The sequence below is a fragment of the Actinoplanes sp. ATCC 53533 genome, from assembly GCF_003947245.1.
Genome location: NZ_QHHV01000202.1, coordinates 1 through 19,517, shown reverse-complemented (window position 1 = coordinate 19,517; position 19,517 = coordinate 1). Strand labels below are relative to the sequence as shown.

Annotated in this window: 16 protein-coding genes and 1 pseudogene; 11 read left to right on the top strand and 6 right to left on the bottom strand. The window is 71.9% G+C overall.

What is annotated here, in order from left to right:
- A partial coding sequence (locus tag DMB66_RS61805) for a hypothetical protein (RefSeq protein ID WP_199753039.1) occupies positions 1-461 on the top strand: 461 nt, incomplete at its 5' end.
- On the opposite strand, the gene DMB66_RS47090 is transcribed toward DMB66_RS61805, so the two are convergent.
- Positions 448-978 (bottom strand): Pycsar system effector family protein, encoded by a 531-nt coding sequence (locus DMB66_RS47090; RefSeq protein ID WP_125810626.1) that lies wholly within the window; start codon positions 976-978, stop codon positions 448-450. The genes DMB66_RS61805 and DMB66_RS47090 overlap by 14 nt on opposite strands.
- Positions 979-1,026: 48 nt before the next feature.
- On the bottom strand, positions 1,027-1,944 hold the full coding sequence (locus DMB66_RS47085) for a hypothetical protein (protein ID WP_125810625.1): 918 nt from the start codon (positions 1,942-1,944) through the stop codon (positions 1,027-1,029).
- Between the two features lie 91 nt (positions 1,945-2,035).
- Between DMB66_RS47085 and DMB66_RS47080 the strand changes: the two are divergent.
- A pseudogene (locus DMB66_RS47080) lies at positions 2,036-6,133 on the top strand (AAA domain-containing protein); the annotation flags it as partial.
- A 67-nt stretch (positions 6,134-6,200) separates the two neighbouring features.
- Here DMB66_RS47080 and DMB66_RS64685 read toward each other — a convergent pair.
- Positions 6,201-7,250 (bottom strand): GlxA family transcriptional regulator, encoded by a 1,050-nt coding sequence (locus DMB66_RS64685; protein WP_233625339.1) that lies wholly within the window; start codon positions 7,248-7,250, stop codon positions 6,201-6,203.
- A gap of 51 nt (positions 7,251-7,301) precedes the next feature.
- On the opposite strand from DMB66_RS64685, the gene DMB66_RS47070 reads away from it, so the two are divergent.
- On the top strand, positions 7,302-7,685 hold the full coding sequence (locus DMB66_RS47070) for a cupin domain-containing protein (protein WP_125810623.1): 384 nt from the start codon (positions 7,302-7,304) through the stop codon (positions 7,683-7,685).
- On the opposite strand, the gene DMB66_RS47065 is transcribed toward DMB66_RS47070, so the two are convergent.
- Complete coding sequence (locus DMB66_RS47065; protein ID WP_125810622.1) at positions 7,682-9,265, bottom strand: restriction endonuclease; 1,584 nt, start codon at positions 9,263-9,265, stop codon at positions 7,682-7,684. The two genes, DMB66_RS47070 and DMB66_RS47065, sit on opposite strands and share 4 nt — an antisense overlap.
- Positions 9,266-9,645: 380 nt before the next feature.
- On the opposite strand from DMB66_RS47065, the gene DMB66_RS47060 reads away from it, so the two are divergent.
- From DMB66_RS47060 to DMB66_RS47040, 5 genes are all read left to right on the top strand, one after another.
- Positions 9,646-11,412: an EAL domain-containing protein gene (locus DMB66_RS47060; RefSeq protein WP_233625338.1), complete on the top strand. Its 1,767-nt coding sequence runs from the start codon at positions 9,646-9,648 to the stop codon at positions 11,410-11,412.
- Positions 11,413-11,430: 18 nt separating this feature from the next.
- On the top strand, positions 11,431-11,820 hold the full coding sequence (locus tag DMB66_RS47055; RefSeq protein WP_125810621.1) for a cupin domain-containing protein: 390 nt from the start codon (positions 11,431-11,433) through the stop codon (positions 11,818-11,820).
- Positions 11,821-12,125: 305 nt separating this feature from the next.
- Positions 12,126-12,611: a MarR family winged helix-turn-helix transcriptional regulator gene (locus DMB66_RS47050; protein ID WP_125810620.1), complete on the top strand. Its 486-nt coding sequence runs from the start codon at positions 12,126-12,128 to the stop codon at positions 12,609-12,611.
- Between the two features lie 86 nt (positions 12,612-12,697).
- On the top strand, positions 12,698-13,786 hold the full coding sequence (locus tag DMB66_RS47045) for an S-(hydroxymethyl)mycothiol dehydrogenase (RefSeq protein ID WP_125810619.1): 1,089 nt from the start codon (positions 12,698-12,700) through the stop codon (positions 13,784-13,786).
- Positions 13,783-14,376 carry an MBL fold metallo-hydrolase gene (locus DMB66_RS47040; RefSeq protein WP_125810618.1) on the top strand — a complete coding sequence of 198 codons (594 nt, stop codon included), beginning with the start codon at positions 13,783-13,785 and terminating at the stop codon, positions 14,374-14,376. The genes DMB66_RS47045 and DMB66_RS47040 overlap by 4 nt, the downstream gene beginning before the upstream one ends.
- A 4-nt stretch (positions 14,377-14,380) precedes the next feature.
- Here the strand turns inward: DMB66_RS47040 and DMB66_RS47035 are convergent, their stop codons facing one another.
- Together DMB66_RS47035 and DMB66_RS47030 are read right to left on the bottom strand one after the other, a co-directional pair.
- Positions 14,381-15,742, bottom strand: a complete 1,362-nt coding sequence (locus DMB66_RS47035) for a hypothetical protein (RefSeq protein WP_125810617.1) — start codon at positions 15,740-15,742, stop codon at positions 14,381-14,383.
- A gap of 75 nt (positions 15,743-15,817) precedes the next feature.
- Positions 15,818-16,888 carry a DNA polymerase ligase N-terminal domain-containing protein gene (locus DMB66_RS47030; RefSeq protein WP_125810616.1) on the bottom strand — a complete coding sequence of 357 codons (1,071 nt, stop codon included), beginning with the start codon at positions 16,886-16,888 and terminating at the stop codon, positions 15,818-15,820.
- A 29-nt stretch (positions 16,889-16,917) separates the two neighbouring features.
- On the opposite strand from DMB66_RS47030, the gene DMB66_RS47025 reads away from it, so the two are divergent.
- From DMB66_RS47025 to DMB66_RS47015, 3 genes are all read left to right on the top strand, one after another.
- Complete coding sequence (locus DMB66_RS47025) at positions 16,918-17,628, top strand: helix-turn-helix domain-containing protein (RefSeq protein WP_370320626.1); 711 nt, start codon at positions 16,918-16,920, stop codon at positions 17,626-17,628.
- A gap of 176 nt (positions 17,629-17,804) precedes the next feature.
- Positions 17,805-18,914 carry an FAD-dependent monooxygenase gene (locus tag DMB66_RS47020; protein ID WP_125810614.1) on the top strand — a complete coding sequence of 370 codons (1,110 nt, stop codon included), beginning with the start codon at positions 17,805-17,807 and terminating at the stop codon, positions 18,912-18,914.
- A gap of 123 nt (positions 18,915-19,037) precedes the next feature.
- Positions 19,038-19,517: cbb3-type cytochrome c oxidase subunit I (locus DMB66_RS47015; protein ID WP_199753038.1), on the top strand; the 480-nt coding region annotated here is incomplete at its 3' end.

Here is a 19,517-nt window from a genome sequence, read left to right as displayed (position 1 = left end):
TCTTGCAAGGGGCATTGGAGCGCGGGCAGGAGGAGCACCGAAGCCTGGTCGAGCGGACTCGTGCCGAGCATGCCCACCAGCTCGATGCGATGGCCGCTCGGCACGAACTAGCCCTCAAGAACCAGCGAGTCAGCTTCTACCGGACCGCGGTCGCCGAGGGCGGCTACAACGTCGTCATGCTGCATCTGCTTGATCACCCGGACGACATCAAGACTGTCGTCGACATGCTGCACGCGGGCCAGCGGGACGAATATGACCGAGCAAGACAGATCCTGCAGGATCTGCTCAGCAATCACCTGATCAACCAGGCGGACGCAGAGCCGATGCGGGAGTACGCCATCAGCAGGCTGCAATCGGCGTTTGACATCGGCTCCATGCACACCAAAGTCACCGCAGTGCACGAGAAGACCAAGACAGTGACGGAGACGGAGACGGAACTCAAGAAGGTCATCGCTGAGTGAACCAGGCGGTCATGCCGAGCCCGAGCAGGACAGTGGCCAGCGCGAGGAAGGTTCCGACGGTCGCACGGTGCAGCCAGCGGTACTTCGTCATAGCGATGTTTGCCAAGTCCGCCGCCTGCTGCCACACCTGTTGGTGCTGCCTGGCCAGAGATGGTGCGGTCTGAACACTCAGCGGTGGCATCATCGCCAGAGCCGGGAACGCATTGCGGCTGCCAGGGGCTGTCTTGTTCGACAAGCGGGGAAACTGCCCGGCCACCAGCAACGCCGCGGAGGCCATGACCAGCACCAAGCCCAAAGCGAACAGCAGTGCCGGCGCAAGGTCCGCCGTGCCAGCGGCGCTGCGGTTGGCCAGAACCGTCACCGCCAGCGCCTGTACGGCTGCCAAGGCCCCGGCCTTGGTGTCGGCGTACCGGATGGATTGGTTGATTTCAGTGACCGTGTGGAGGCCTATCGACAGATCCTGCCGGAGGGCCTCCGCCCGATACGCCATTCTGCACTGAGCTCGCGAGATCGCCATGCGTTCATGGGATCGAGTTTTTCCGTGGCCGTCTGTGTATGACTACCGCTACGGGCCCGGTGTGACGAGGCTCGCCGTGGTGAAGGGCTCGTAGCGGGCGCGCATGTCGGCGTACGCGGTCACCAGCAGCGGGGCCAGGACCAGGTAGCTCACGAAGTAGTACGCGCCCTGCAGCACTGCGTTGATCACCGTGGCCGTGGTGTTCGGGGTGCCGTAGCTGCCGCCGATCGTCACGTCGACGATCGTGGTCAGCAGGGTCAGGACCAGGCCCCCCGCGAAGCTCAGGCCGATGATCGTCGCGATGCGGCTCACCGAGACGCCGAGCTTCGCGTGGAAGAGCTGGAAGCAGCGGCCGATGCCGTTGCCGCGCTCCAGCAGGACGACCACCGACAGCACCATGAGCACCGCGCTCACGTAGATCACCGGGAAGAAGCACAGCACGAGCGCCACGATCAGCACCGGGATCGTCAGCAGATACCAGCCGATCACCGCCGGGAGGCGTTTGATCGCCGCCAGGAAGGCCGGGCCCACCAGGCCGCCGGTGCGCCCGGTGGCGAGGAACACCACCACTTGCTGGCTGGCGAGCTGCCCGAACACGTAGACCAGGCCGGCCAGCGCCGCGGCCGGCAGCAGGATCGGCAGCCCGGCGAAGAACTGCGAGAAGTCCGGCTGGGTGTCGGCGGCGACCGCCGCCTCCAGGCTCGCCATGGCCTTCCGCTGCCGGTCCTGGAAGATCACCATGGCCGGCAGCAGCAGCATCAGGGCGGGCACCGCGACGATCGCCTGGATCACCGCCAGCGGCCGCCACGCCGCCTTGACCAGCCGGAAGCCGCGCCCCCACCACCCGTTGAAGTCGTTGCTGATCAGCGGATCGGCGGGATCGAAGCCCATCGGCTGCGGATATGGATAGGGGTACGGCTGGGGCTGCCCGGCGGCGCTCCAGTCTTGCCAATCACCCTGCGACACGTCGTCCCCCTTCGAGCATCGAAACCATAGCGGTGCCGGTGCCTCCCGCGCCGCCCCGTCGCGGCTGCGGACATCGGATAACCTGCGAAGAATGTCCGCGCCGCAGTCCGAGTCGCCCACCGTCATCCGGGACCGGGCCGTCTCCGTGGCGGATTACCTGCTCGCCGTGCGCGCACACATGGAACGCCCCGCGCGCACGGTGCCCGCCGACGCGCACCGTCTCGACGCCCTGCCGGCGCACCCCGCCTGCGAGATCGGGCCGGCCGCGGACGGCACCGGCTGGCTGCGGGTCGGCCTGCCGGACCTGCCGGGTCCGGTCGCGGTCCCCGCCGAGCTGCGGCGCCGGCTCAACGAGGTCAGCCCGACCGACGAGCCCAAGGCCGACGGGGAGGCCTTCGAGGCCTGGCGCGACGAGGTGTGGCGGCCCTGGTCGCTCGCCAGCGCCGAGGCGGAACGGGCCCGGGTCCTGCACCGGCAGCTCTTCGACCTGATGCACCAGGTCGACATGGCCGCCGCCACCACCGAGCTGGTCTGGGGCCACGGCATCCTGGACACCGTCATCGCGGGCAACCGGGTGCGCTATCCGCTGGTCGCGACGCCGGTGCTGATCGAGTACGACCCGGACCGCTCGCTGATCACCGTCTCGCCGCAGGGCCCGTCCCGGCTGCAGACCGACGCGCTCGCCGGCCTGGACGAGCGCTATCTCGGTCAGTTGCTGGCCCTCGCCGGGCCGGCCGGCACCCTCGAGGTCGACCTCTGGGACGACCTGGAGCGCCGGGAGTTGTTCGAGCGCGCCCTGGGCCGGCTCGGCTACGACCGCCGGGTGCTCGCGCCCGGCGAGACCGGCACCGGCCCGCACCTCGTCGACACCGGCGTCCTGTTCGCCCGGCCCCGGCAGCGGCTGCTGCGCGGCTTCCTGGAGAGCCTGCGGGACAGGCTGCTGGCCGGCGACACCACCAGCATCGGCGCGCTGGCCGCGATCGTCGCGCACGAGCCCAGCAAGCTGCGGATGCCCGACGACCAGCCCGAGGAGTGGCACCGGGTGGGGGAGCGGCTGCTCATGCCGCTGCCCACCAACGAGGCCCAGGAATCGATCGCCCGCCGGCTGGCACAGCACCGCAACGTCGCCGTGCAGGGCCCGCCGGGCACCGGCAAGACCCACACGATCCGCAATCTCATCTGCCACCTGATGGCCAACGGCAAGCGCGTGCTGGTCGTCGCGCAGAAGGAGGACCCGCTGCGGGTGCTCCGCGACGGCCTGCCGGCCGAGGTCCAGGCCCTCTGCCTGGCCGTCCTCGGCCGCACCACGGACCAGCTCGTGCAGTTGCAGCTCGCCGCGCGTGAGCTGTCCGACCGCGCCGCGACCCTGGACCAGAAGGCGGAGGCGGGCCGGGTGCAGCGGCTCACCCGCCGACTTGAGGACGCCGAGCGCGACCTGGCGGCGGCGCTGGGCGGGCTGCGGGCGATCGCGGAGAACGAGGCCGCGACGTACCGGATCGACGACGTGCGCCTCTCGCCCGCCGACGTGGGTGCCTGGCTGCGGGAGCGGGCAGCCGCGCACGGCGGCATCCCCGATCCGGTCGCGCCGGCCGACCGGCCGCCGCTGTCCGCGGCGGAGTTCGCGGCCCTGCTGCAGCTCGCCGCCCGGCTCGCGCCCGCCGATCGCGCGGCGGCACTGCGCCCGTTGCCGGAGGTCACGGCCCTGCCGGAGGCGGCGACCGGGAGAAGCGCGCGAGCCGAGCGGGAGGCGGCCGCCGACCGCGTCTCCCGCCTGGAGGCGGCCGGCGTCGACACCGATGCGGTACGCGCACACGGCGCCGCCGCCCTCGGTGAGTTGCTCGACGGGCTGCGCGACGCGGTCGCGTGGCTGCACCGGCGCGAGGGCACCTGGACGGACCGGCTGGGCCGGCTGCTCTCCGATCCGCACTGGGCGACCATGTGGACCGACCACGTCACCGCCACCGAGGGGCTGCAGCGCGCGCTCGCCGAGCTGGCCCGGTCCCTCGGCGGGCACCGGGTCACCGCCGCGGACGCGCTGGCCGCGGAGCCGAAGCGGCTGCTGGCCGGCCTCGGCGAGCTGCGCGAACGGTTCGCCGCGGGCCGGGGCGTCAACCGGATCCTGCAGTCCGGGCTGTGGCGGATCGCCGACGAGGTCCGGGTGGACGGCGAGGCCCTGCGCACGGTCGAGGACGTCGAGCTGGCCGCCGCCTGGGTGCGGCGGGGGCAGGCCCGGCGGCGGCTCGGCGAGCACTGGGGCGAGTGGATCCAGCGGCTCGCCATTCCGGAACGGCCCGGCGACCCGGAGGTGTGGGCGGGAACGCTGCTGGCCGAGGCCGCGCAGTCGCTGGGCTGGGACGCCCGGCTGTGGCCCGAGCTGTCGGCGCGGCTGCGGGTGCTCGTGCCCCAGGAGGAGCTGGATCTCGACCCGGCCCGGCTTGCCGAGGTCTCGGCCCTGCTCGACGACTCCCCGGTCGTCTTTGACCTCGATGCGCTGGACGCCGCCGACCGCGCGGTGGCCGACGCGCTGGTGCCGTGGCCACCGCTGGCGGCGGCCTGGTTCGCGCCCGGCCTGGAGGAGTGGGACGCGCTGGTCGCGGAGGCGCGCCGGCTCACCGCGCTGCGGCCCGACGTGCAGCGGTACGGCGAACTGCGCGACCGGCTCGCGGAGGTGGCGCCGGAGTGGGCCGCGCAGGTCGAAGCCGGGCTGGTGCCGGAGGTGTCGGGCAACCTCTGCCTGCGGGCCTGGGAATGGCGGCAGGCGCAGACGTGGTTCGACGACGTCGTCGGCAGCGTCGACCCGGCCGTGCTGAACCGCCGGATCGAGCTGGCCCGCGACAAGATCCGGCGACTCACCGGTGAGCTCGTCGTGGCGTCCGCGTGGCTGGAGGTGTCCCGCGCCCTCGACGACCGCCGGCGGGCCGCGCTCGCGGACTGGACCACCGCGCTCCGCAAGATCGGCAAGGGCACCGGCCGCAGCGCGGCGGCCTGGCAGGCGCACGCCCAGCGGGCCATGGAGTCGGCGGTCGAGGCCGTGCCGGTCTGGGTCATGTCGGTGGACCGGGCGATCGAGCAGTTCGCCGGTGGCGCGCACTTCGACGTGGTGATCGTGGACGAGGCGTCGCAGGCCGACCTGTTCGCGCTGCCGGTGCTGGCGCTGGCCGAGCGGGCCGTGGTAGTCGGCGACGACCAGCAGATCGGCCCGCAACTCGGCTTCGTCGGCTCGGTCGCGGGGCTGATCCACAGCCACCTGGACGACGTCCCGTCGGCCGAGCACTTCGACCCGGAGTCTTCGCTCTACGACCACGCGGTGCGGCGCTCGCCGGAACGGATCCTGCTCACCGAGCACTTCCGCTGCGTGCCGCAGATCATCGAGTTCTCGTCGCGGCACTACTACGACGGCAAGATCCAGCCGCTGCGCGCGGACCGGGCGCTGTCGATGCCGGTCCGTGCCGTGTTCATCCCGGACGGGACCAGGCAGCCGCTGCCACCCTTCGGTGACGTGAACCTCGCGGAGGCGGACGCGCTGGTGGCGCAGGTGGCGGCGCTGGTCGCGGATCCGGCATACCGGGGGAAGACGCTCGGCGTGATCAGCCTGCTCAGCACCAGCGGGCAGGCGTCGTACCTGTTGGCGGGGCTGCGCGAGGCGATCGGCGAGGACGAGATGGAGGCCCGGCGGCTGCGGGTGGGCGACGCGTACACCTTCCAGGGTGACGAGCGCGACGTCGTGCTGGTGTCGATGGTGGTCTCCGACAACGACGGCCGGCCGTCGGCGTTCACCAAGCGGGAATATCACCGCCGGGTCAACGTGGCCGCGTCCCGGGCCCGGGACCAGCTCTGGATCTTCCACTCGGTGCGGCCCTCGTCGCTGCTGGCCGACGACGCCCGGGCGCTGTTGCTGAACTACGCGCTGAATCTGCCGGTGCAGACGACGGCGCCCGATCTGGAACTGCTCTGCGAGAGCGACTTCGAGCGCGAGGTGCTGCGCCGGCTGGTCAAGCGCGGCTACCGGCCGACGCCGCAGTTCCGGATCGGCGGCTACCGCATCGACTTCGTGCTCAACGCCCCGGACGGTCGCCGCCTGGCCATCGAGTGCGACGGGGACGCGTACCACGGGCCGGAGCAGTGGGAGAGCGACATGCGCCGCCAGGCGGTGCTGGAACGGGTCGGCAACTGCGTCTTCGTCCGGATCCGCGGCAGCATCTTCGCCCGCGAGCCGGAAGCCGCCCTGCGGCCGCTCTGGCAGCGCATCGAGGAACTCAACGTGGCCCCGTGGCGACCGGATCCGGAGCCGGAGCCGGAGCCAGAACCGGAACCGGAACCGGAGCCAGGGCCGGAACCGGGGCCGGATCCGGGGCGAAGCGGCGGCGATACTCCGACGGGCTCAGGCCCGTCCGGCGGCGCAGCAGCGACCGGAGATTAGCCGCCGTTCCCAGGCCGGTCCGGCGGGCCACGACCGCGAAGCGGGACTCGCCGCGTTCGATCAGCCGGCAGGCCAGCGCGACCCGTTCGGCGGTCAGCCAGGCGAGCGGTGTCGTGCCCAGTTCCGCCCGGAAGCGCCGGTGCAGGGTGGCCGGGCTCAGCGCCGCGCGGGCGGCCAGGCCCGGCACGGTCAGCGGGCGGTCCAGGTGTTCCTGAGCCCAGGCCAGCAGCGGCGCCAGCGACTCGTCCAGGACCACCGGGACCGGGCGCTCCACGAACTGGCGCTGGCCGCCGTCGCGGTGGGCGGCGAAGACCAGCCGGCGGCTGACCGAGTTGGCGACCTCCGCCCCGAAGTCGCGGCGGACCACGTGCAGGCCCAGGTCGAGCGCCGCCGCGCTGCCCGCGGCGGTGAGGATGTCGCCGTCGTCGACGAAGAGCACGTCCGGTTCGAGGGTCACCGCCGGGAACCGGGCGCGGAAGTCGTCGGCCCACTGCCAGTGCGCGGTGGCCCGGCGGCCGTCCAGCACGCCCGCCTCCGCCAGCGTGAACGCCCCGCTGCAGAAGCCGACGAGGCGCGCGCCGCGGGCGTGGGCGCGGCGGATCGCGGCCAGGACGGCCGGGCGCCGGGGCACCTCGACGTCGGGGCGGTTCGGGACGATCAGGGTGTCCGCGTGCTCCGCCGCCGCCAGGTCGGCGACGCCGGTGAGGGTGTAGAAGCCGTCGCGCATCAGCGTGTGCGAGGCGGGGGAGCAGAGGCGGAAGTCGTACAGGTCGCGGCCCAGCTCGGGGCGCCGCAGGCCGAAGATCTCGATCGCGCAGCTCAGCTCGAACGGGTTCGAGTTCTCGTCGACGATGACCACGACCCGGTGCGAGGATCCTTGCGGCATATGCGATTCCTAGCACTCCCGCGAGCCGTCCGCCAGGCCCACGATGAACGGGTGACCGACGAACCGATCTCCCTGACCGCGGCCCTGGCCTCCTTCGACGACCTGTGGAGCCCACGCATCGTGACCCGGGTCAACGACTACGACGTCCGGGTCGCCAAGGTGCACGGCGAGCACCTCTGGCACACCCACGACGACACCGACGAGTTCTTCCTCGTGCTCGACGGCGAGCTGCGGATCGCCCTGCGGGACCGCACGGTCGTGCTGGGCAAGGGCGATGTCTTCACCGTGCCGCGCGGCACCGAGCACAAGCCGAGCTCGCCCGGTGGCGCGCAGATCATGATGTTCGAGCCCACCGGGACGCCGACCGTCGGCGACCGGCACGAGGAGATCCCGGCGCAGGTGGACGCCACCACCGGCCACGAGCTGCGTCTCTAGATCGGCTCGATCCGGGCCTTCACCCGGGAGTGCTCGGCGAGCAGGTTCAGCAGGCCGGGGCCGTCCAGCAGCTCGATCGGGCGGCCCGCCACCGCCTCGTGGGCCGCCACCTCGTACCCGTCGATCGCGACCAGGATGCCCTTGGTCGCGCCCGACGCGGTGACCTCCTCGGCGAGCCCGGCCGCGGTGGCCGCGCTGACCGCCTTGCCGCGGGCCGCGTAGATCACGACCGGGCCGCCGAACAGCGGCCGCGGATCGGTGGCCCGCCAGCGCGGGCCCTCGGCCGCCGCACCCATCTCCAGGCCCATGTTGCCGAACAGGTCGCTGAGCAGTTGTTCGTATTCGATGTCCGGCAGGGCGGCCAGGTTGGGCCGCTCATCGATGTCGGCGAGCACGTTGAACTCGCCGGTGAAGTCCTGGCCGGCGTCGGAGTCGAAGTCGGTCAGCGGGACGACCCCTTCGAGCTGGTCCGGCTGCGCGGACAGCCCGGCCTGCAGGTGCTTGAGGCAGGCGACCGGGTCGACCCGGCGCAGCTTGATCGCGGCGAACGTCTCCCGCTCGGCCCGCACCGAGGCCAGGCACGGGCGCACGAACTGGCCGGTGCGCCGGTCGATGGTGTCCACGATGCCGTTGAACAGCACCTCGCCCACCAGCGCGCCGCGGTCGGCCTCGATGATCTCGTGGATGGTCCGCAGCGCCACCATCGAGATGATCTCGGTATACCGGCGGCGGACCTCACCCTCGTCGCGCGGCACCGCCATCAGGTCGTCGCGCACCCGGTCGTAGCGGTAGTCCTTGATCACCGGGATCACCTCGACCGGCGGCAGGTGGTATTCGACCAGCAGCCGGCGCTGCCGCGGCAGGAACGCGAGCCGGAAATGCTGGGGGAAATCGTCGGGATAGACCGAGTTGCCCAGCACCATCGCGAAGTATTCGACCACCGACTCCGGGTCGGCGCCGGCCACGGCCGCCGCGAAGCGGTCCACCTCGGCGTTGTAGGAGATCAGCTTCGCCTCGTAGCGGCTGCGGTTCTCCTCGTACTGCAGCTCCCGTGCCGCCAGCTGCCGCAGCCGCCGGGTCTCGCCGTCCGTCCAGCGGGCGCGGGCGTCCTGGTACGCCCGCTTCGCCGCTTCCACCTGCTGCTGGTGAATCCGTTCGCCGCCGAGGATCTTGCCGACCCCGCGCGGCTCCGGCGGCGCGAAGCTGTCCCAGGACGGCTCCGGCAGCGGCCGGCCGAGCTTGCCCGGGTCGAACGGCGGCACCTGCACCGGCTTCTTGAACCTGTCCAGGTCGATGTGGTCGTCGACGTCCAGGGTCGACAGCAGCAGCCCGTCGAGGTCGGACAGCCGGGCCCGGACATCCGCGTTCGCCGCCGCCGCGTCGGCCGTCCGCGCTTCCGCGTACAGCCGGCGGTGCTCCCGCTGCCGCGCCGCGTCGGAGGCGGCCCGCTGGGCGGCCGCGGCCGCCAGGTCGGCGTTGCGCCGGATCAGCTGGCGCTGCTGTTCGGCGGCGGTCTGTGCCCGCTGCTGGGCGGCAGTCTGGGTCGCGTGCGCCCGCTGCATGTCCCGAATGATGCCCATGCGTCGTCGTCCTCGCTCACGTGTCCGAAGGGCCACCATATCCACCGTCTCCGGATCTCGTTACGCGGCGCACGCCGGTCACGGCGGTGCGTGCATGTTGATCGAGGTGAATGGGCAGGTGTCGCGCATGGTTCCGCCTCCACCACAGCAAGTAACTGTCTGTCATGTAATCCGCCGGGAACCGGGTCATTGCCGACTGCGGCGGGGAGGTCGACCGATCGGTCAAATTCGGGCCCTGAACGGTGGAGAATGTGCTGTCTGTTGTTTTGTTGGGCCAGCTGCGAAAACATTGTCGCGGGTGCCCACTGTTACATCGACCTGTGACGGGTCGTAATAGGTCATGGGCAACGGTTCAGCTGGAGGGGAGGCATGGGCGGCGCATGACGGCACCCGAGGAACGTTTTCCGCGTCCGCGCGCGCTGCGCGACCGGCTCTCCCGCCGTCCCCGGATGAGCCCGAACCAGGGCCACCAGCTGCCGCTGCCCGAGCCCCGCACGCCGTCCGACGACGAGGCCTGGTTCACCTACCTGGCCGCCGGCGAGAAGATCGTCTGGTCTGAGGCGCTCGCCGCGCTGCTCGGCCGGCCGCCGGCGAACAGCGAGCTCAGCCAGCAGATCCTCGCCCGGCACGTGCACGTCGACGACCACGCCAAGGCGCTCAGCGCGATCACCCGCGCCTGGACGGCGCGCGAGTCCGTGCGCACGACGGTACGGCTGATGCGCGACGACGGCGGCTGGTTCGACGTGGACTGCCAGCTGGAACCGATCGTCGATCCCGCGAGCGCCGTGGTGGGCATGCACGGCTCGCTGCGCGACGTCTCCGCCCGCGAACGCGCCCGGCGCGAGGTCGCCCGGCTGAGCCGCCGTGGCGAGACGGTGCAGGCGTCGATCGTCGAACGCGACCCCGCGACCGGGCTGATGACCAGGGCCCGCTTCGCCGACGAGGTCGACCGGGCGCAGCGCCGTGGCGGCGGCGCGGTGCTGGTGGTCCGGATCGAGCCGGACCGGGCCGAGCGCGAGGGCGTCGATCGCCACGTCGACCTGCTGGAGCGTGCTGCCCGCGTACTCGAAGGGCTCGCCTGCCCCGACACCCTGCTGGGCCGGGCCGGCACGCACGAGATCGCCGTCCTGCTGCCCGGCGCCTCCTGGGTGATGGCCCGCCGCAAGGCCGATCTCTTCGTGGAGGCCCTGCGCACGCAGCCGTTCGTGCTGCCCGACGCCTGGCTGCGCGCCCGGGTCTGGGCCGGGCTGGTGCGGTTCCGCCCCGAGGCCGAGGCCGGCAGCCACGACCTGCTGATCGACGCCGAACAGGCCTGGCGCCAGGCCCGCGACGCCGACCGGCCGCTGACCATGGTCGCCGACCCGGTGCCGGCCCGCGACCGGCAGGGCACCTATCGCGACCGGGTCGCCGACGCGCTCGGCACCGACCGGTTCACGCTCTTCGCCCAGCCGATCCTCGAGTTGCAGACCAACCGGGTGCTCCGGCACGAGTTGCTGCTGCGCGTCCTCGACGAGGGCGACAACCCGCAGTCGCCGGAACAGGTCCTGCAGATCGCCGAGCGGCTCGACACGATCTACGACATCGACCTGTGGGTGGTCGAGCGGGCGATGCAACTCGCGGCCGACCGCACCGACCTCTGCCTGCAGATCAACCTCTCCGGCCGGTCGGTGGGCGACCCGCGGCTGACCGCCGACGTGGAAAGCCTGGTCGAGCGGTATGCGGTGAACCCGGAGCAGCTCACCTTCGAGATCACCGAGACGGCGCTGATCGGCAACCTGAGCGAGGCCCGGCACTTCGCGGACAGGATCCGCGACCTGGGCTGCCAACTGGCCCTGGACGACTTCGGCTCGGGCTACGCGTCGTTCCGCTACCTGCGGATGTTCCCGATCGACCTGGTCAAGATCGACGGCGAGTACGTGGTGGACCTGGTGCGCAATCCGGAGGACCAGGTGCTGGTCCGGGCGCTGGTGCAGGTCTGCCAGGCGTACGGCATCCACACGGTCGCCGAGTACGTGCAGGACGAGGCGACGCTGCGGATGCTGCGCGAGTTCGGCGTCGACTTCGTGCAGGGCTACCTGATCGGCCGCCCGTCCCCGCTGGAGGAGTTGCAGCCGGCCAACCGCCTGCGGCGTTCAAACCGGCAGTAATGCGGGTACACCCGCGGCATGGAGCACTACACGATCGCCACTGTTGCCGAGAAGAACCCGGACTTCCGCCGCGTGCTGTGGACGGGTGAACACACCCAGCTCGTGATCATGACGATCCCGCCGGGCGGCGAGATCGGCGAGGAGGTCCATGAGGTGGACCAGATTCTCACCTTCGTGAGCGGCACCGGAGAGGCCAAGGTCAGCGGGCAGACCCGCAAGGTCAACCAGGGCGACCTGGTGGTCGTGCCGGCCGGCCGCAAGCACAACTTCACCAACGAGGGGCCGAACCCGCTCGTGCTGTACACGGTCTACGGCCCGCCGGAGCACGCGGACGCCGCGGTGCACAAGACCAAGGCGGAGGCCGACGCGTTGGAAGCGGCCGGCAAGGATGAGCCGCCGGCGTCCTGAGCGTCGCGTTCTCGGCCGGTCCGGTTGGCTGGGTGGGCCCGCCGGTGCCGGGATCGACGCAGCGCCGGGGTCGGCCTCGGCCCCCCAGCCAGCCGGCCCCGGCGCCGCGCCGCACGGGGAAAGTCTTTGCGGACGGTACCCGCAGGCGCCCAGCAAGTCGATCATGCTGCCCGAATGTTCGCCTGATTTTCCCCGAGGGTTGGTGCTTTCCCGGCGAATGGGGTATGACGCGCGGTAGGGGCGCCCGGCCGGGATCCGGGCACCCGGCCGACTCTGTCGGGAAGAGGGTTAACTAATCTGCTGCCATGGACGAGCCCCGGTGGTTGACCGACGACGAGCAACAGACCTGGCGCCTGTTCATTGAGGTAATGGTCAAGGTCCCGGCCGCGCTGGAAGGCCAGTTGCAGCGCGACGCCGGCCTGACCCACATGGGCTACCTGGTGCTGGCCACGCTCTCCGAGCGCGACGACCGCCGCCTGGCGATGAGCCGCCTGGCGAAGAAGGCCAGTGCCTCGCTGTCCCGGTTGTCGCATGTGGTCGCCCGCCTGGAGGCGCAGGGCCTGGTCCGCCGCGAACGTGACCCGGAGGACGGCCGGGTCCAGATCGCGGTGCTGACCGACGCGGGCCTCGCGAAGATCGTGGCGGCGGCGCCCGGTCACGTGGAAGCCGTGCGGAACCAGGTCTTCGACCGGCTGACCCCGACGCAGATCCGCCAGCTCACCAAGCTCTGCGGTGCCCTCCTGGATGCCCCGGCCGGCGGGCCGGAGTGGGACGGCCCGCACCGGAAGTGAGTTCGACGCCGGCGCTGGCCACGTCGGCGAGTTCCGCGCCGGAGAGCCGGATGCCCTCGGAGAACGAAGGTGAGAAGGTGGTGACCATGAGCCAGCGAGTCAACGGAGTCATCGCCCGGGCGAAGGGCGCGCCAGTCGAAGTAGCCACGATCATCGTGCCGGACCCCGGTCCGGGCGAGGCCGTCGTCAAGATCCAGGCCTGCGGGGTCTGCCACACCGACCTGCACTATCGCGAGGGCGGTATCAACGACGACTTCCCGTTCCTGCTCGGCCACGAGGCCGCGGGCATCGTCGAGTCCGTCGGCGCCGGGGTCACCGACGTGGCGCCGGGCGACTTCGTCGTGCTGAACTGGCGCGCCGTCTGCGGCGCCTGCCGGGCCTGCCGCCGGGGCAAGCCGTGGTATTGCTTCAACACTCACAACGCGACGCAGAAGATGACGCTCGAGGACGGCACCGAGCTCTCCCCGGCGCTGGGCATCGGCGCCTTCGTGGAGAAGACGCTCGTGCACGCCGGCCAGTGCACCAAGATCGATCCGCGGGCCCGGCCCGCCGCCGTCGGCCTGCTCGGCTGCGGCGTGATGGCCGGCATCGGCGCGGCGATCAACACCGGCGGGGTCACCCGCGGCGACTCGGTGGCCGTGATCGGCTGTGGTGGCGTCGGCGACGGCGCGATCGTGGGCGCGGCGCTGGCCGGCGCTACGACGATCATCGCGATCGACACCGACGAGCAGAAGCTCGAGTGGGCCCGCAAGTTCGGCGCGACGCACACCGTCAACGCCCGGGAGCAGGACGTGGTCACCGCCGTGCAGGAGCTGACCGGCGGCAACGGCGCCGACGTCGTGGTCGAGGCGGTCGGCCGTCCGGAGACGTACAAGCAGGCGTTCTACGCCCGCGACCTGGCCGGGACCGTGGTCCTGGTCGGCGTGCCGACCCCGGAGATGACCGTCGAGCTGCCGCTGCTCGACATCTTCGGCCGCGGCGGGGCGCTCAAGAGCAGCTGGTACGGCGACTGCCTGCCGTCCCGCGACTTCCCCATGCTGACCGAGCTCTACCTGCAGGGCCGGATCGACCTGGACGCCTTCGTGACCGAGGAGATCCGCCTCGACCAGGTCGAGGAGTCGTTCACCAAGATGCACAAGGGCGGCGTGCTGCGTTCGGTGGTGCTCTTCTCATGAGGGTCGGCCACGCGGTGACGCACGGGACGTTCTCGCTGGACGGCGAGACGTTCGACGTCGACAACAACGTCTGGGTGGTCGGCGACGACGACGAGTGCGTGGTGATCGACGCGCCGCACGACGTCCGGAGCATTCTCGACGCGGTCGGCTCCCGCCGGGTCGTCGCGATCGTGCTCACCCACGCGCACGACGACCACGTCCGGGTCGCGCCCGAGCTGGCCCGGCAGACCGGGGCCCCGCTGCTGCTGCATCCGGCGGACGAGGTCCTCTGGAAGCTGGTGCACCCCGGCGAGTCGATGCCCGCGCCGCTGGCCGACGGCGACGAGATCGCCGTCGCCGGTCAGGTCCTGCGGGTGCTGCACACACCCGGGCACAGCCCCGGCGCAGTCTGCCTGCACGCGCCGGCCCTGGGCTGTGTCTTCACCGGCGACACCCTGTTCCAGGGCGGCCCCGGCGCGACCGGCCGCTCGTACAGCGACCGGCCGACGATCGAGCGTTCGATCCGCGAGCGGTTGCTCACGCTGCCGCCGGAGACGGTCGTGCACACGGGGCACGGCGCGGACACGACCGTCGGGGCGGAAGCGTTCTGAGGGCTCAGGCGGCCCGGGCATAGGCGGGCACGCTGCGGTCGGCGAGCAGGTCGAGGGAGAGGGCGGCGGTCCAGCTGAACGCCGGAGCGCCGATCCCCGCCCCGGTGCCGGGGTGGAAATACTCGAAGTGCCCGGCGGCGTGCACCAGGCGGATCATCGCCTGCCGCAACTCCTCGGCCTCGTCGCGGTAGCCGTGCACGAGCATGCCGCGCCGCAGCAGCCAGTTGACGTTGATCCAGATCGGCCCGCGCCAGTAGCGCAGCGGGTCGAAGCCGGGCGCCGTCCGGTCGTAGCTCGGCAGCGGCAGGCCGGTCCGCGCGGGCAGGCCGAAGCGCGGTGACCCGGCCTCGGTCATGATCGCCTGCGCCTGCCAGCTGGGCAGGTCGGGCAGCAGCAGCGGCAGCAGGCCGCTGACGCACCGGGCCGGGCTGAGGGCACGGCTGTGCACGTCACGGGACCGGAACGTCTGGGTCGCCGGGTCGAACAGGTGCGCGGAGATGGCCGTGGTGATCCGCCTCGCCCGCTCGCGGTGCTGGTCCGGGTCGGCACCGACGACCCCGGCGATGTGCGCCAGGGCCAGTTCGGCCGCGGCGAGGATCGAGTTGAACGACGGGCACTCGACCAGAAAGGCGTGCCGCTGCGCCAGCCCGGTGTCCAAGTAGCCGCCGTCGCGGTAGTCGAGCACCAGGCCGACGTACCGGGCGTAGTCGATGTCGGTGGGCCGGTGCGCCGCCTCCGCGTTCTGGATGTCCCGCCGCTGGAAGCGGTCCAGCAGCGTCAGGTCGGCCGGCACGGCCGCCATGGCCGCGTCCCAGGAAGGGCTGTTGTCCAGGCCCGACTCCCACGGATGCACGATGCTCGCCAGCCCGTCGCCGCCGGCGTCGCGCCGCCCGGTCAGGTATTCCTGCTGCGCGACCAGGCGCGGGTAGAGCCAGGCGAGTTGCTCGCCGGCCTCGCGGGCGCAGGTCACGCCGTGCGCGGTGGCGCGGCGGTAGACCTCCCAGGCGGCGACCGCGTGCAGCGGCGGCTGCACCAGGCCGGTGCTGCCGCGGGCGGGGCGGCCGCCGTACGCGGGGACGTCCCAGAAGGCCGGCCCGGGGAAGTAGTCGTCCTCCGCGGTGCGCGGGTCGAAGACGATGTGCGGCACCCGGCCGTCGGGCCATTGCGCCTCGAAGAGGCTGCGCAGGTCGCGCCAGGCGCGGGTCGGGTTGACGTAGGCGAGCCCGATGGCGATGAAGGCGGCGTCCCAGCTCCACTGGTGGGGGTAGAGACGCCGGGAGGGGACGGTGTGGTCGGTGGACCAGTTGGCATCGAGGACGCGGGCGGCGGACTTCCAGAGATCGGCTGAGATGTCAGGGCAGTGCATCGCGGTAGGGCCCTTTCCGTCGCTGGAACCGGCGAAACCCGTTAGATCGGACGGCCGGAGCCGCGCTGAAGGAATTCAAGCGGCGTCGATCGAGAGCCAGAGGCGGCTGCGGCGGCCCGGCAGGTAGGGCGAGTCGAGGCGCTTCGCGACGATGCCGGGCAGGCCCTGCGCCCGGGCGGCGTCGAGCGCGAACAAGCCGCCGCCGGGGAAGTACGGCGGGGTCTGCCAGTGGTCGCCGGTCACGGCCAGCCCGTCGAGCAGCTCCCGCCGCTCGGCATAGCGGACCAGCTCCACCGTCGAGTGCCCCTCCAGCCAGAGCAGGTCGTAGGCCAGGAACTGGATCGGCGTCCGGTCGGCGGCCCGGCGCGCGGCGGCCGAGTCTCGCGGCGCCTTGCGGCGTTCCAGCAGCTCCGGCGCTACCCGCTGGCCGTCGAACGGCACGATCTCGCCGTCGAGGACGGCCTCCAGCGGCGCGAGCGCCTCGCCGAGCGGCCGCAACTCCGGATACCAGGAGGTCACGTCCGTGCCGTCGGCCGCCGTGAGCCGGATCCGGCCACCGGAGACGTACGCACACGTGCGGCGGCCGGCCCAGCTCAGCTCGTACCCCCAGTCCTCGTCGTCGGGCGGCAGCCCGGCGGACCGGGCGGCGAGCATGGGCTCGACGGCCTCCGGCATGCTCTGCCAGCCGGGCTCGGCCGGGTCCATCCGGCGGACCATCCAGTCGTTGCCGCCGGTCTGGAAGAAGACGTATCGGCCGCTGGTGCGTTCCCCGTGGAAAGTGACACCGATCTCATCGTCGCGCCATTTGTCGGTTTCGTAGGTGCCGTGGTCGTGGATGGTCATCCGGCCGCCGCCGTACTCGCCGGCCGGGATCTCCCCGGCGAAGGTGAGGTATTCCAGCGGGTGGTCCTCGGTGTGTTTGGCCAGGTTGTTGCGGCCGCGGTCGCGGGGCAGGCCGCGCGGGACGGCGAACGAGACCAGCACCCCGTCCCGCTCCAGCCGGACGTCCCAGTGCAGGCTGCGGGCGTGGTGCTGCTGGATGACGAACCTTTCCCCGGTGCTGGGGCGGGGCCGGCCACGGGGCACGGGCTCCGGCGTGCGGCGGGCGTCGCGGCGGCGCCGGTACTCGTCCAGCTGGTCGGTCACGGTGCCAATTGTCCGCCTGAGTTACACGGTTGTCATTCGGAGAAGTTGTCACACCTCCGTGTCAGGGTCTTCGCATGTACGTCGAATGGGCCGCACGCCTCCCGCACGTCATCGCCTGGCGCAGCACGGTGCCGCCGGGCCGCCCGCCGGCGCGGATCCTGCCCGACGGCTGCCTCGACGTGATCTGGCAGGACGGCTCGGTCTTCATCGCGGGCCCGGACACCGCCGCTCAGCTCGGCACGGCCCCGCCGGGCAGTCGGTTCTTCGCCCTACGCTTCGCCGTCGGCACCGGGCCGGGCGTGCTCGGCGTCCCCGCCGACGAGTTGACCGACCGGCAGGTGCCGCTCGACGCGGTGTGCCCCGCCGCCGAGGTGCGCCGGCTGTCCGAGGCGCCGGACCCGATCGCCGCGTTGGAGGCGTTCGCGCTGCGGCGCTGGCGGGAGCCGGAGCGGGCGATGGTGGCGGTGGCCGCCGGCGCCCGGGCCGGCCGCCCGGTCGCCGCGATCGCCGAGGACTGCGGCCTCAGCCCGCGCCACCTGCGCCGACGATGCCAGAGCACCTTCGGGTACGGTCCCAAGACGCTTGCCCGCATCCTCCGGTTGCAGCAGGCGGTGGCGCTGGCCCGGGCCGGCCGGCCGTTCGCCGACGTCTCCGTGACGGCGGGCTACGCCGACCAGGCTCACCTGTCCCGTGACGTGAAAGCCCTGGCCGGGGTGCCACTCGGCGAGCTGGTCGGCTAGCCGGGCCCCAGTGAAGTGAAAGTAGGGTGTGCCATGGCGGTGACGCCACGAACATTCCGTAGCGTTCACTTCGAACAAATCGGACACGGACATGATCGTGGGTTTCGCGCTCCGGTGGCGGCCTGTAGTGTCTTGGCTCCGACGCGTATCGAACACCCCTCGGAGGCGTTGCTGCGATGACCCTGCGCATCCTCGTTGTGGGCGCTGGCATCAGCGGCCTCGCGGTGGCCCGGGGGCTTCGTGTCGCCGGCTTCCGCCCGGACGTGGTGGAGGAGTTGCCCGCCACCACCGTTCCCGGCGCCGGCATCTTCCTGCCCGGCAACGCTTCCCGTGCCATCCGGCAGCTCGGCCTGGACGCGCCGCTGCGCCCGCTCGGTGACCTGATCTTCCGGCAGGTGTTCCAGAATTCCGCCGGCGACGAGCTGTTCGAGGTCGACCTCGCCGCGCTGTGGGCGGGCGTCGGGGAGAGCCGCGCGCTCTCCCGGGCCGACCTGCAGCAGGTGCTGCTCACCAGCGTCGGTGGCGAGGTGCGATACGACACCGCGGTCCGGGATCTGGAGATCGTCGACGGCGGGGCGAAGGTCGAGTTCGGCAACGGTGCCATCGCCGAGTACGACCTGGTCATCGGCGCCGACGGGCGGCGTTCCACGATCCGTGCGAAGGCCGGGCTCGGCGGTGCCGCGATCTCGACCGGGCAGATCGTCTACCGCAGCGTGGTCAGCGGCGGCCCGCCGCTCAGCGACTGGACCTGCCTGTTCGGCGAGCGCTCCCAGTTCGTCGCGATGCCGATGGGCGGCCGGCGGCTCTACATCCACGCCGACGAGACCGCCGGCCCCGAGGTGCCGAGCCCGGCGGATCCCCGCGCCCACGTGCGGAAGCTGTTCGCCGACTTCGGCGGGCTGGTGCCGGCCATCCTCGCCGCGCTGGAGAAGGTCCAGGTCGCGCGCACCGACGAGGTCGTGCTGGACGGCTGGACGAAGGGCCCGGTGCTGCTGGTCGGCGACGCGGCCCACGCGACCGCACCGACCCTGGCCCAGGGCGCCGCCATGGCGCTGGAGGACGCCGTCGTGCTCGGCGAGGTGCTCAAGGCCACCCCGCACGACGTGCCCGCCGCCCTTCGGGCCTATGAGCAGCGCAGACAGGGCCGCTGCCGGCAGGTCCGGGAGAGCACCCGCGAGCGTGACAAGACCCGTGACGTCGCTCCGGCGGAGCGCGACCCTATGCTGCGCAGGCGGGGTCAACGGATCTTCGCCGATCAGTACCGGGGGCTCGTCGAGCCGTTCTGAGACCCCGGCGCTCTTTGGTCACCCCGCGCCCGCCGGGGGTCGGCGGGGGACTATTCTGCCTGCGAGGTACGCCTTTCCACTCGGGTGTACGGAGTGGGACGAACGAGACACCGGAGGCTATCCGTGACGACCGTTGCGCCTAAGCCGATCGTGACCCGGCCCTGGCCGGTGCGACCGCAGGTAAAGGGCTCGGCCCTCGCGCGGATCCTGCGGACGACGGACGCGAAGCAGATCGGGATCATGTATATGATCACCGCCTTCGTGTTCTACATCCTCGGCGGATTCATGGCGCTGCTCATGCGCACCGAGCTGGCGCAGCCGGGCATGCAGGTGCTGTCGCCGGAGCAGTACAACCAGCTGTTCACCATGCACGGCACGATCATGCTGCTGTTCTTCGCGACGCCGATCGTGTTCGCCTTCGCGAACTTCGTGGTGCCGATCCAGATCGGCGCGCCGGACGTGTCGTTCCCGCGGCTCAACGCCTTCGCATACTGGCTGTATCTGTTCGGTGGCTTGATCACCATCAGCGGCTTCCTGACCCCGGGCGGTGCGGCCGACTTCGGCTGGTTCGCGTACACCCCGCTCAGCGACTCCCTGCACTCG